The following is a 13,685-nucleotide window of genomic DNA, read 5'->3' as shown; positions in this document are numbered from 1 at the left end:
TGTATGCTATGCAGAGAGTAATAGAAAAGAGGAAACAACATGATTGTGTCCGGTGTCGAATGGTTGATGCTTGCTGTGGTCCTGATCGCCATTATCGTCTTTATTATCAAGCGTCCGTCGCGTGTCGTCCGTTTTGACGATTCCCCGCTGTATAAATGGAGCCGGGTCGATCTGAGCGGCCGGGCGGTATCGGGCGATGGGTCGTCCTACTATCTGCTGACCAAGCGGGGGCGCAGCAACAACCTGATCGTTTATTTTTCCGGCGGAGGGATCAGCTGGAACCGCCATACGGCGACCAAGCCGTTTGGACTGCGCACACTGCTGCATAACCAGGAGCTGGGGTATTATTTTGCCAATATCCCTTTCTACAAACCGGACCTGCTCGGCGGGATGCTGGATAATCAGCGCAAGGACAATCCGTTCCATGACTGGAATATTATCTATATCCCGTATGCGACAGGTGATTTCCATATCGGGGATCATCAGGTGAAATACAAGGATCGCGGGAAATTGACCTTTACCGCCCATTACAGCGGCCGGGCCAATACGCTCAAGGGACTCGACTGGATGTTCAAGCATGTGTCTGCACCGGACAAGCTGTTTATTGCCGGAGCGAGTGCCGGCGGATTCGGTTCGGCTTTCTGGGCACCGTATATTGCGGAGCATTATCCAGAGGCCAAGCTGTACCATTATGCGGATGGCGCCTATCTGTCGTCCCATCAGTGGCCGCATATTATCGATGAAGTATGGAAAGCCGACTTCCTCCGGCGGTACGGATACGAGATTGAGGACGATATTATCGCTGCCGCTTTCCGGGCCAATCACCGGATGCTGCCTGAAGGAACCGTGCTGTTGCAATCCAATACCGTATACGACAAAGTGCTGCCTTCCTATGAAGCCCTGCTCAATCAGCGGACAGAAGGGCTGGTCAGCGATGATCTGGAGATTACCAATGAGTGGTCGCTCGGCATGCTGAACTCGGCGCGCCGGCTGCAGGAAGAACTGCCGGAGTATTACTTTTTTATCACGGATTACGGGGTGGGCAGCGGCAAGAAAAGACGCGGTACGCCGCATACGCTGTCCCCTTACAAAGTGTTCTATTCCGCCCAGGAAAGCGGCGTCAAGCTAAGTCGCTGGCTGGGTGATATCGTCAATGAAGACAAGCGCTATTCGGTCGGCAAGGAATTCGTGGAATTCCCGGGACGCGAGTAGACAAGGGCTCCCCGGGGCCTGCATCAGACAGGGATGCCGGGGTGACAAGCCCAAACGATTACCATTAACGGAAATGAGGAAAATCCATATGCTGCATGCTCTTGTCGCTATCGAAGCTTATCGTCATGCCGGTCCGACGCTGCCACTCAGCGCGCCCTGGCTGAATCATCTGATCTCGGCAGAGGAACGAATCGTAAATCTGGAGCGGGTCAATACACTCCAGGAACTGAATGAGGCGAATCCGGTGCTGGATTATGTGGAGCGTACGCTGCGCATTCTGGATCAGCTGCGGGTGTCCTACTGGCTGCGTGATATTGTGGAAGAGACACTGATGTGGTCCGAGACGGCCAAGGGCGGTTCGGTACGCGACCGGATACGCTGGCAGGAACAGGGGATTAATTTGTTTGTACATAATGAAGGGTCGGCAGAACTGTATATCCGTGCTGCCGCAGAGCCGAGCGATGATCGGACCCGACTGGTCGCTGCGCTGATCCGCACGCATGGGCTGCTCGGACAGTATCTGCGCGGAGAGGTACCTTTTCATGAGAATCAGGCGTTGACCGGGCTGGTCGCCGAAGGCATACTGTCACCGGAAGAAATGAAAAGCACGCTGCTCGTGCTGAACCGCTGCGTCATTGAGGCGGTATCGACCGAGCTGTGGCAGCGTGTACGGGATGAACTGGTGCAGCTGATCCATGCGATTGCCTATGGAGAGCAGCCGGAAGGGGTGACGGTGCAGGATCGTATTTTGCGTCTGCGTACCGGCAGCGCGGCATACGGGGAGAATACGCTGGAACAGCTGGAGCAGCTGCGCGGCAAGGTCGATATCGATCAGGCATTTGCACAGCTGGCCGACCGTACATTCTGGTATGTGGAGGCCGCGCTGAAGGACTTTTCGATGGAAGAATTCTGTAAAATCTTCCTGCTGATCGGCAGCCAGACCGGAGAGCAGGTGCGTCATATCAGCTTTGAGCGCATGATGCACAGCATGTATTACGACTATCGGGGCACCAAGAAGATCAATCTGTATAAGAAGCGCATTATCGAGAAATATCTGGCCGATTGGGACTGGGATGCGCTGCGTTCTGGCCGCCTGAATCTGTCCAGTCCGCATCTGGAATATGAGCTGGTAATGGAGCCGAATATTGCGGATACGTTGTTCTTCAACTTTGCCTTTTCTCCGGCAGCGGAGAAGCTGATCGAATTCTGCATGGAGGCAGAGAAGTCGCCGCTGTATGAAAAGGCCGTGCTGATGCTGTTCGACCTGTTCGATCTGCGCCGGGATGCCTATGACCGTTTCCACAACGAGGACAGCTATCTGGAGACAATGAACCAGACGATCGATTACAAAAAGCTGCTGCTGCGCGATGTGGTCGGCAAAACTGTACTCGATATCGGTCCGGGCGGCGGCGTCATGCTGGATCTGCTCGAAGCGGAAATGCCGGAAATACGTGCGATCGGCATCGACATTTCCGAGAATGTGATTGAGTCGCTGAACCGCAAAAAGCAGCGGGAAGGTCATCGCTGGGAAGTGATCAAGGGCGATGCACTGGCGCTACAGGAATATGTCACTCCAGGCAGTGTAGATACGATTTTGTTCTCTTCAATTCTTCATGAGCTGTATTCCTATGTTCCGTTTAATGGCCGCAAATTCAATCTGGAGACGGTGGCGGCAGCACTGCGCAGCGCCTTTGAGGTGCTGTCAATCGGCGGCCGGATCATTATCCGGGATGGCATTATGACCGAGCCGACTGTACAGCAGCGCAAGATTACTTTCCTGGAAGAAGGAGGGCTGGCGGCACTGGAGCGGTATGCCGAGGACTTCGAGGGCAGGGAGATCCGGTATGAGATCATCGGGGAGCAGCAGGTAATGATGCCCGTCAATGATGTGATGGAATTCCTGTATACGTATACGTGGGGAGAGGAAGCGTACGTGCATGAAGTGCAGGAGCAGTTTGGCTATATGACGCTTACGCAGTATCGTACGCTAATCCACGAGACGCTCGGAGAACAGGCGAATATAGTGCATATGGAAGCTTTTCTGCAGGAAGGGTATACTGAAGCACTGCGTCACCGGATACGGCTGCAGGATGAGTGGGATGAAGAGGTACGCCTGCCGGACAGCACCTGTATTATTGTGATCGAGAAGTTGCAGGGATAGGATAGGGCAGCAGCTGGCAGGGATAACGGCCATTTGCGCTATGATATTCAGAAATGCAGAAATACAGAAGTACAGCAGGCAGGATGGTTGCATAAAGTCAGGATTGCAGCAGAGACGGGAAGATACAGTATGTTCGAGTTGCAGTTGATTAGGCTCCATATCCCTCATACAATCATCACGGTGAAAAGTAAATGGAAAAGTAAATGCATCATAAAACGAGTTACGGATGCCTCATATCATAAGACATATGACAAGACGCATCACAAAAAAAGCGATCTGCACAGTTTCGGCTGTGTGGATCGCTTTTCATTTTATATCCGCTCATGCGGGCATATCATGTACCCGGGTCGCTTGAAGAGCACCATGTTATCATCGGCATTCATGTACAAATCAAACGAGCGGATGAACTGTCATTCAGCCTTTGGTATCTTCACTGTCCGCATCGTCCTCATTCTTCGGAAGCTCGTTATCCCTCGGCAGCTCATTCTCGATCAGGCGCTTTTGTACTTCGTCCGCACCTGCATCCGGATAGGAATCTTCACGGAACAGGCCAAACTTGGCATCCGTGTCCCGTTCGGTCACCAGATTGTCTTCACTGTGGTCCTGCTTGTGCTCTGTCATCAGGAATCCCTCCTTTTTTAGCGGTCGCGGCGTTCAAAACGGTCCGGATCATCTTCACCGGTAGAGCCGTTGCGCAGATCGGTACCGTGTGCATCCTGGTCGTATGAAGAAGGTACGGACGGATCTTCCGGCGTCTCGCCGCCATTCAGCTCATCTGCATCCGGGATATCCGGCAGTGAGCCGTCGTCGACCATTGAATCATTTTGCGCATTGTCCATGATGCCCTGATCCACGACATTGGTGCCGGTGTCCAGCTCTTCGGCATTTGTATCAAGATCAATCGTATGACGGTGCAGGTCGATATCTTCCGAAGACAGGCGAGGGTCCAGATCCTTTACAGCAGTATGTTCACTGGCCACCGGCTGAATACCTTCCTCATCTCGTACTGTCGGATTGATCAGATCCAGATCATCCGCCGGAATGCTTCTCAGCTCTTCTTCATCCCGTGCAGTCACCGGATCGATTGTACGATAGCGGTTATATTCTTGTGCGGCAGCGTCCCTGTTATTATCAAATTCATTACTCATATGAATCATCTCCTTGGTCGGTATGGACGGTTATAGCGGTGGTCCATTTATTTTAAAAGTCGTATGTGTAGTAGGTCTTACTCGTTCTTACCCTAAATTGTGCGGGATGACATCTTTCTTGCTAAATTCAAGCTGAAGGCAGGGTTGGTTGGGAGACCTCTGCGAAAAGGAATTGTCCTTCCTGCCTCCGGTTAAGATCGGATATTTGGAATCACCCCTGTTCGCGGTAAATATTCGATCTTAAATGTCGGCCTGCAGAACAATTAATTCCCTTTTCTCCGCTCTGTGCAGTCAACGGAAGCGGCTGCATTGATCCTCATTCTTAACAGTTCTCGCAGGTAACTTTCCATTTTCTTTAAAAGGTATGACACAAAACTCCCTTCAAGGCACCAGAGAAACAGTCAGCACGGAGCGGAGGGGAGGGAATTATCCTGCAAACCGACATTTAAGCACCGGATATGTACCGCGGCAGCGGTGATTCAGACATATCCGGTGCTTAACCGGAGGTCAGTAGGATAATCCCTTCCCGCAGCGCTGTTCCTTAGCGAGCATGGCGAACAGAATGAACATGGGCGAACATGGCTATCACCCTGAGCTCATTTGGACTTTCCCTCCATCCAGAGTAAAATGAACGATATAGTCGCGTTTATAGTGCCAAACGCTGTAACGAAAGGATGTGTCTGCCTGGATGGAGTTTCCATGGAAAAGAAATCTCATTGTACTATGGCTCGGCGTATTTTTTTGCAGTACGGCGTATTCCATCTCGATTCCGTTCCTGCCGATTTTTCTGGAGACGGAGCTGGGCGTCACGAATCATCTGGAAATCTGGTCGGGAGTTGCGTTTGGCATTACCTTTCTGGCGAGTGCACTGATCTCGCCGTTCTGGGGATCGCTATCGGACAAGTATGGACGAAAACCGATGCTGATCCGCTCGGGCTTCAGTCTGGCGGTGCTGTATCTGGTCAGTTACTTTGTGACCGATCCTTATGTGTTCCTCGCCGTGCGTCTGTGCCAGGGATTGCTCGCAGGATTTGTACCGGCATCGATTGCACTTGTCGGAACAAATACACCGGAGCACAAGACCGGCTATGCGCTGGGCGTGATGGCGACGTCCGGAGCGACCGGAACGATTATAGGGCCGCTGATCGGCGGGGTGGTCAGTTATTATTTTGGCAACCGTAATGCTTTTTTGTTCTCGGCGCTGATCGTGCTGATCGCCGCACTGATTGCGACGATCTGGGCCAAGGAACATAACTTTAACCGGTCGGCCCAGCGGTCGCATGTGCTGGATGATATCAAGCAGGCCGCGTCCAATCGGCTGTTCATGTCACTGCTGCTGTTGACCGGTGTAGCGAACTTTTCGGTCATGATTCTGGAACCGCTGATTACGATCTATGTCAAAAGTATGGGCGTGTCCACTGGTAACGCCTCACTTAGTGCCGGTATTGTCTTCTCGGCGGTCGGCATCGCTACGCTGATCATGGCGCCGCGCTGGGGACGGATCGGCAGCCGGATCGGATTTGGCAAAGTGCTGCTGATCGGTCTGCTCGGCAGCGGAGTCGGCAATATGCTGCAGTTTTTCTTTACCGATATCTGGGGATTCGGTGCGCTGCGGTTCGGCTACGGGCTATTTTTTGCGGCGGTGCTGCCATCGATTAATGCGATGATTGTCCGGGTAACACCGGCAGATTTCCGCGGACGGGCATTTGGGCTGAATCAGTCGGCTTCCCAGATTGCCACGATGGCCGGTCCGGTCATGGGCGGACTGCTCGGCGCATGGCTCGATATCCGGTTCGTCTTCGTTATTAATGGCCTGCTGCTGCTCGTATGCGCCTTTATGGTAACGCGGCGCAGCTGGGAGCTGCCTGCTCATCCGGCGGCCGAACCGGTTGCCAAAGTACGTACCGACCAGCCATAATGGAGGGTACATAAAACGTACATGCTTTGTACAAGAACAGCCTGCCAGGGGCTGAGGCAATGGAGGCATACAAAAGATATGGCAAAGTCAAAATATTATGTAGTATGGGAAGGCCACAAGCCGGGCGTATATACGTCCTGGCCGGAATGCCAGAAGCAGACAAGCGGATACAAGGATGCCAAATACAAATCCTATGAATCCCGCATCGACGCGGACAAGGCCTACAGTGAAGGCTGGAAAAAGCATTGGGGACAGGGCAAATCCGGCGGTACAGGCGGCTCGTCGTCATCCGGGAGTTCCAAAGCAGGACGCTATGGCGGACGTACAGCGGCTGCGACAAATATACCGATGGACCAGATTGATTACGATAGCATCTCGGTCGATGTCGGCACAAGGGGAAACCCGGGGCCGGTTGAATATAAAGGGGTGGACACACGCACTGGACAGGTACTTTTCACCTGCGGTCCGATTGCCAAGGGAACCAACAATATGGGAGAATTTCTGGCGATTGTGCATGCGCTCGCCTATCTGAAGCGCCAGGGCAGCAGCAAAACGGTCTATAGCGATTCCGAGAATGCCCTCAAATGGGTCCGGCAGAAAAAGGCAGCCTCGACACTTGTGCGCGATGCTTCCACCGCCGAAATCTGGGAGCTGGTCGACCGTGCAGAACAGTGGCTGCGTACCAACACGTACAGCAACAAGCTGCTCAAATGGGAGACCCGCAGCTGGGGCGAGATCAAAGCTGACTACGGGCGGAAGTAATTCTTTTACGAGGCGAGTCATTCATATTCGGTATCGAACAATAAGCAGTACCGATAAGCATCACCAAAAAGCCGTAAGCGATGAATACATACCCATCGCTTACGGCTTTTATACATTTACAAAAGGATACAGCTCCAGAAGGATACTGCAAAAACATCCGGTCAGCGTTGTGCCGACCGGATGATCTATATATGGCCTGCTTATTTACCCTCATCCTGATCTTCTTCACGGGCAAGTGCCGCATCGGACTGAATGTCCTCGGGATCAGCCTGGGGATGTTTGCCGGCATCTTCTTCATCAGCGATGCTCTCATATTCCCGAGGGTCCATCCGCTCCGGATGGATTACGGCAAGCTCTGCATCTCTGGGTAATTCCACTTCGGTCTCTTCCCCAGCCAGCTGCGAATCCTCATCATCGATCAGTGAATTTCTTGTTTTCCAGAATACATCATCATAGTGTTTGTTGTCCGTCATACTCATCATCTCCTTCGGAATAGTGTTCCAGAGGAAATCGGTCCCCTTATGGGAGCTTACCCTTGTTGCTGCCGGGCCAAACACCGCCAGCCGTGACCAACTGTGTAGACAGCAGGGAGGGGAGGGCTGTTTTTGGCGAGAAGCAGTGGGTATTGGCGCAACTTACGCTCGCATACTTTTCATAATCCGTATGAATTTTACTGATTCTTCCGTAATTTATGTGTCTCAGAAATGCATGAACAAGTATAATAGTAGTTATGAGATTCCGCTATATAAGGTACAATAGGGAAATATACATATTTATCATAATTAAGTTCGTTCTGCTAACAATGAAGTATATTGGTATGACCAGGAAAGTATATGAATAATGAGGTGCACTATGAAGATCATGCCCAAAGCCTTAATTCTATTCCTACTCTTCATTATCATGGCTATGCTAGGGCTGTCTTTGTCTGCGAATGCCAGACAAGACCAGAAGTTCCAGCGTATCGATTATTGGCAGGTTCGCTGGCAGGCACAGAACAGCTTTACCTCCAAGCCCTGGAATGATGATCAGAACAGCTACTGGACATCTTCCCAGCTGATGAAGGACGGCAAGCCGGTAAACAGCTCTTCCGCATGGATACGAATTCCGCTGCCGGAGCTGAACTGGAACACTTCCGGTCTGCTGATCCGGGAGTTGCAGGGCAAGCATGTCATCGTCTATCTCGATGATAACAAAATCTATGAATCACGGCGTGGATACGCCTATGAACAGAATCAGCTGCTGCTGCCCCTGAACCGGCAGGATTCCTACAAGATGATCTATATCTGGGTCGAGTCGGCGCGCGAGAAGATTGGTCTGACCAACGGCATCTTGATCGGGGATTACCAGGAGATACTAACTACCTATGTCAGCTCGGACATGGTGGATGTGGTTATTGGGTTTTCATTTATTTTTGTGGCGTTTATTATGGCGTTTTGTTCGGTCTTTCTGGCAGGACGTTCTCGCAAGATGTGGGTCAGTCTCTGCATTGTGATTCTGGCTCTGGGCAGCGTGATTGTTACGTATTCACCGTTTCTGTTTACTTTTTATCCTGCCGGGGACAGATTGTATGCGCTCGGGTTTGATATCAGCCTGTTCGTGCTAGTACCCGCGTTTTACGAATTTTTCGAGAGTGTATTCGGCCGGGGCTACCGGGGGATGATCCACAAGCTGAAGCGGGTACAGTATTTTTATTCCGGATTCTGCGTGCTGGCTTTGATCGCCAATATGCTGACCCATGACCGGTATTTCAAAATTTATTATGTGATCTCGGTTCTTGTTCTCGGATTATTCATACTGGTAGGGCTAATCCTGTTTATGATCCTGGCGATCCGCTATGCCCTGCAGAAAAATCGGGCGGCTATTATTTTTGCTTCCGGGTTTACGACCTTTGCCCTGATTACCGCCAGCGAACTCATCTGGTTTTATCTGGAGGATGGCGATTACAAGCTGATGCTGTGGAAATGGGGAGTCATCTTCTTCGTCATCTCACTTATCGCCATCATGGGCAGGGTATTCGCGGAGAACCAGCGGCAGGTGCTGCAATATTCCCAGCAGCTGGAGCTGTTCAACAATGAACTGCAGCGCTCCGAGAAGATGGACATGATCAGCGAACTGGCCGCTTCGGTAGCGCATGAAGTACGCAATCCGCTGCAGGTGACCCGCGGCTTCCTGCAGCTGACGCAGATGAATACGGATGACAAAGGCCGGGAACATCTGAAAATGGCGTTGGATGAACTGGATCGTGCGGCCAATATTATTACGGATTTTCTCACCTTTGCCAAACCGCAGTTCGAGAAGACCGAGACGCTCAATTTGTATGAAGAATTCCAGCATATCGAGAATATTATGCGTCCGCTGGCCAGTCTGCAGGGCAGTGTACTGCAGATTCAGGTGCCGCAGCATCTGCTGATTCGGGGCAATTCTTCCAAGTTCAAGCAGGCCTGCATCAATATTATCAAGAACAGCATCGAAGCCGTGCAAAAGGAAGGTTACGTCAGGGTGTGGACGCTAGAGCATGAAAATCATATCGAGCTGCATATCAAGGATAACGGTTCGGGCATGGATGAAGAAGAACTGGCCCGGCTGGGGGAACCTTATTTCTCCAACAAAACCAAGGGTACCGGACTTGGCCTGATGGTCACCTTCCGCATTATTGAGGCGATGGATGGGAGTCTGGAGTTTTGCAGCAAAAAAGGTGAAGGCACCGAAGCCATTCTAACCTTCCCGATCGCGGCACGGAGCTGATGCGTGCCGCCGGCGGGAAAGTCAGGATGGCTTTTTCGCATGTCGTGCCGCAGGAAGGTTCAAACACAGCAGAATATTGAAAGGGTACAGCAGAATAGTGAAATAAAAAAGATAAAGAAAACGCTTACAATAAAAGAGCGAACCATACAGCTGCCTGCTGGTCCATTTTACACCTGACTCCATGAGCCAGAGTACAAAGGAGGAATCATTCATTGGATACCGCAAAATCAATCCCTGCCGTGCGTGTCAAGCGTTCCCGGCGCAAGCAGTTTCATAATAGCCGTGTACTCTTGCTGATGTGCTGTCCGGCCGTTATTTTTTTCTGTATATTTGCGTATTTACCAATGCCCGGCCTGTATCTGGCATTTGTTAAATACAACTATACGGACGGTATTTTCGGCAGTCCCTTTGTCGGGTGGGATAACTTCAAGTTCCTCATTATGACCGGTGACCTGTGGCGGCTGACCTTTAACACGATTGCGTATAATCTGGCGTTTATCCTGCTTGGCAATATCGCGCAGATTACGGTGGCGATCTTACTGAATGAAATTTGCAAGAAATGGTTCAAAAAAGTATCACAGACGCTCATGTTTCTCCCTTATTTTATCTCGGCTGTACTGGTTGGATTGCTGGCCTACAATATCCTCAGCTATGACTATGGTCTGCTGAACGGCATTCTCGGCGCACTCGGCATGGACCCGGTCAAAGCCTACTCGGAGCCGCATCTGTGGCCATTTATCATTATTATTACCTACCTCTGGCAGACGACGGGGTACGGTTCGATCATCTACTTTGCCGCTATTATGGGGCTGGATACGGAGATTGTGGAAGCGGCGGAGATTGACGGGGCCAATGCATTCCAGCGGATTATCCATATCGTTATTCCGTGGCTCAAGCCCACTTTCATTATTCTGTTGCTGTTCTCGCTCGGCGGCATTCTGAAAGGTAATTTTGGATTATTCTTCAACCTGGTCGGTGCCAATAACACGGCATTGTACGCCAGCACGGATATTATCGAGACTTATGTATTCCGCTCGCTGATGACCAACTTTAACTTCTCGATGGGCAGCGCGGTCAGCCTGTATCAGTCGATCTTCGGCTTTATCGTCGTCCTGACAGCCAACTGGATCGTCAAAAAAGTCTCCCCGGAAAACTCATTATTCTAGGAGGTGTACAGCGATGGATATCAACAGCAAAATGGATCTGATCGGCAGCAATCCTCCGCGGCCTGCGCGTATCCGCCAGGATAAGAGTGAAATTATTGTCCGCTGGGTTGGTTATATCGTCATCAGCCTGTTTGCCGTCTCCTGTCTGCTGCCGTTTCTGCTTATTCTGGGCACATCCTTTACGAGCGAGAGTGCGGTCAAGCAGCATGGCTTTAATATCTGGCCGCATGAATTCAGTACTTTTGCCTATCAGATTGTATTTGAGAATCCCAAGCTGATTATCGGTTCGTATCTGGTCACGATGGGCATCACGATTGTGGGTACGATTGTGGGATTGTTTATCGTAGCGATGACCGGATATGCGCTGCAGCGGCCGGATTTCTCCTACCGGAATGGAATCTCGTTTTTTATTTACTTTACCACCCTGTTCTCCGGTGGGCTGGTACCGTTCTATCTGCTGATTACCCAATACCTGGATCTCAAGGACAACTATCTGGCGGTACTGCTGCCGGGATTGCTGACCCCATTTCTGATTATTATGATGAAAAGCTTTGTCCGCTCCATTCCGCACGCGATTACCGAATCGGCCAAAATCGACGGAGCGGGTGATTTTACGATCTTCCTGCGTCTGATCCTGCCAATGTCCACACCTGCGCTGGCGACGATCGGTCTGTTTATCGCACTCGGCTACTGGAACGAATGGTACCATGCGATGCTGTTTCTGTCTCCGGATATGGATTATCGTCCGCTGCAGCTGTTCCTGTACAACGTTGTCACCAGCGCCGACTTTATCCGCAATTCGGCGGCTTCCTCCAATGTGGCGATGAGCGATGTACCGCTGGAGACGATGAAGATGGCAACCGCAGTAGTCGCGACCGGACCGGTCATTTTGTTTTACCCGTTTGTACAACGTTACTTTATCAAAGGAATCACGGTTGGTGCGGTCAAGGGTTGAATGGATGTTCATCATCTCATTTTGGTAACGATTCTAAAGGGGGCCAATATATGTGGAAATTCCGTAAGTTGATCTCGGCACTGCTGGTGGCTGTTATCGTATTATCGCTGGCTGCTTGCGGCGGCAGCAAATCTGGCGCCGGAGACGACAAATCGCAGTTCGTAACTGTCACTTTCGTCGCACTGGGTGACAAGCCCAAAAACGGACAGTTTGAAAAAGTAATGGAAAAGATCAATGCGATCATGAAGCAGAAGATCAACGCCGAAGTGAAGTGGAAATGGGTGGAGTGGGCAGACTGGCAGACCAAGTACAATTTGCTGCTCGCTTCCGGCGAGCCGGTTGATCTGATTACAATCGGTACGGACTGGCTGGATACATGGTCCAATGCGCAGCGCGGCGCCTTTATGCCGCTGGATGATCTGCTGCCCAAATATGCACCCGAAACATGGAAATCGATCCCGGCCGAAGATTGGGACCAGAGCAAATATAATGGCAAAATCGTCCTCATTCCCGAAAATGATTATACCCAGTGGATCAACCACGGCTTCTTTTATCGCGGTGACTGGGCCAAGCAGGCAGGCATCACCGAGCCGATCAAAGATTGGGATACAATCGGCAAATATCTGCAGTGGATCAAGGATAACAAACCTGGCGTGATTCCATGGGATGCACAGTCCAGCACCAGCATCTTTGGCGGCTGGGTACAGGCGCATACTTCGTATCTGGAACTGCCGATCTCGACCGGTTATCTGCCGGTATTTAATACCAAATCGTATGATGATCGCTATACCGTGGTCAGTCCGGTCTTCGAGGATACGTTCCTTGATTTCGCCACCACGATGAAGCAGTGGGCGGATAAAGGCTACTGGCGCGAAGATGTACTGAACAACAAAAATGATACCCGTGTTGCGCTGCAGGCTGGTCAGACCGGTATGGATCAGCATCATACCCAGACGTTCTCCGGTCTGCGTGTACAGATGGACAAAAAACAGCCGGGATCGGAACTGCAAATGTTCCCGTTCTCCCGCCAGAGCGGCAATCTGGTGGAAATGCCGATTACCCACGGCGGCGTATCCCTGGGCGCCCACAGCCAGAATCCGGAGCGTGCCCTGATGGCTTATGATCTGATGCGTAACGACAAGGAAATCTACCAGCTGATCAACTACGGCATGGAAGGGGTACAATACGAGATCAAGGATGGCAAGCGTGTGCTGCCAGCGAATTATAACGAGACCAATGATGCGTTCTATTCGGACTTCTGGGCCGGTCGGATGGACAAATTCGAGATTCCGAGCGATACGACATGGGACAAAATCGATACTCTGTACAGCGAATATGACAAAATCAAAAAGCCGTATCCATATGGACAATTCGTATTTGACAAAACCGCAGTCGAATCCGAGCTAACCGCTATTTCCCAGGTGACCGCAGAAATGGGCCCGGCGATCACCTACGGCAAAGCCGGTGATCCGGCGCAGGCAGTGCAGGATTTCCGCGACAAGCTGAAAGTGGCCGGTTATGACAAGGTTATGGCCGAACTGCAGCGCCAGCTGGATGCCTACAAAACGCAGATTGAAGCTGATGGTACGAAATGATCCTTGACCGGGTCTGGAACTGC

Annotated in this window: 11 protein-coding genes; 8 read left to right on the top strand and 3 right to left on the bottom strand. The window is 51.3% G+C overall.

Annotated elements, in window-relative coordinates; genetic code table 11:
- The first annotated feature begins 39 nt into the window (after window positions 1–39).
- A complete protein-coding gene (locus tag M1D61_RS17515) occupies window positions 40–1,212 on the top strand; it encodes a pectin acetylesterase-family hydrolase (protein WP_458119893.1) in 1,173 nt (390 codons plus the stop codon).
- 88 nt (window positions 1,213–1,300) lie between these two features.
- Window positions 1,301–3,373: a class I SAM-dependent methyltransferase gene (locus M1D61_RS17510; RefSeq protein ID WP_458119892.1), complete on the top strand. Its 2,073-nt coding sequence runs from the start codon at window positions 1,301–1,303 to the stop codon at window positions 3,371–3,373.
- Between the two features lie 414 nt (window positions 3,374–3,787).
- On the opposite strand, the gene M1D61_RS17505 is transcribed toward M1D61_RS17510, so the two are convergent.
- Together M1D61_RS17505 and M1D61_RS17500 are read right to left on the bottom strand one after the other, a co-directional pair.
- Window positions 3,788–3,994, bottom strand: a complete 207-nt coding sequence (locus M1D61_RS17505; protein ID WP_458119891.1) for a hypothetical protein — start codon at window positions 3,992–3,994, stop codon at window positions 3,788–3,790.
- A 17-nt stretch (window positions 3,995–4,011) separates the two neighbouring features.
- Entirely contained in the window at window positions 4,012–4,521 is a 510-nt protein-coding gene (locus tag M1D61_RS17500) for a hypothetical protein (RefSeq protein WP_458119890.1), read from the bottom strand.
- Between the two features lie 688 nt (window positions 4,522–5,209).
- Here M1D61_RS17500 and M1D61_RS17495 point away from each other — a divergent pair.
- Together M1D61_RS17495 and rnhA are read left to right on the top strand one after the other, a co-directional pair.
- On the top strand, window positions 5,210–6,439 hold the full coding sequence (locus tag M1D61_RS17495) for an MFS transporter (RefSeq protein WP_458119889.1): 1,230 nt from the start codon (window positions 5,210–5,212) through the stop codon (window positions 6,437–6,439).
- Between the two features lie 78 nt (window positions 6,440–6,517).
- On the top strand, window positions 6,518–7,201 hold the full coding sequence (gene rnhA / locus M1D61_RS17490; RefSeq protein ID WP_458119888.1) for a ribonuclease H: 684 nt from the start codon (window positions 6,518–6,520) through the stop codon (window positions 7,199–7,201).
- 200 nt (window positions 7,202–7,401) lie between these two features.
- On the opposite strand, the gene M1D61_RS17485 is transcribed toward rnhA, so the two are convergent.
- Complete coding sequence (locus M1D61_RS17485; protein ID WP_046213219.1) at window positions 7,402–7,674, bottom strand: hypothetical protein; 273 nt, start codon at window positions 7,672–7,674, stop codon at window positions 7,402–7,404.
- A 388-nt stretch (window positions 7,675–8,062) separates the two neighbouring features.
- Between M1D61_RS17485 and M1D61_RS17480 the strand changes: the two genes are divergently transcribed.
- From M1D61_RS17480 to M1D61_RS17465, 4 genes are all read left to right on the top strand, one after another.
- On the top strand, window positions 8,063–9,946 hold the full coding sequence (locus M1D61_RS17480) for an ATP-binding protein (RefSeq protein WP_458119887.1): 1,884 nt from the start codon (window positions 8,063–8,065) through the stop codon (window positions 9,944–9,946).
- Window positions 9,947–10,242: 296 nt separating this feature from the next.
- Window positions 10,243–11,112, top strand: coding sequence for an ABC transporter permease (locus M1D61_RS17475; protein ID WP_458122548.1), 870 nt, complete (start codon window positions 10,243–10,245; stop codon window positions 11,110–11,112).
- Window positions 11,113–11,125: 13 nt separating this feature from the next.
- Window positions 11,126–12,067 carry a carbohydrate ABC transporter permease gene (locus M1D61_RS17470; RefSeq protein ID WP_052723616.1) on the top strand — a complete coding sequence of 314 codons (942 nt, stop codon included), beginning with the start codon at window positions 11,126–11,128 and terminating at the stop codon, window positions 12,065–12,067.
- 50 nt (window positions 12,068–12,117) lie between these two features.
- Window positions 12,118–13,662: an ABC transporter substrate-binding protein gene (locus tag M1D61_RS17465; RefSeq protein WP_458119886.1), complete on the top strand. Its 1,545-nt coding sequence runs from the start codon at window positions 12,118–12,120 to the stop codon at window positions 13,660–13,662.
- Window positions 13,663–13,685: the final 23 nt, after the last annotated feature.

Source organism: Paenibacillus sp. Z6-24, from assembly GCF_054161335.1.
Note: the sequence above shows the minus strand (reverse complement) of the source record. Positions and strands in the feature narration are given on the sequence as shown.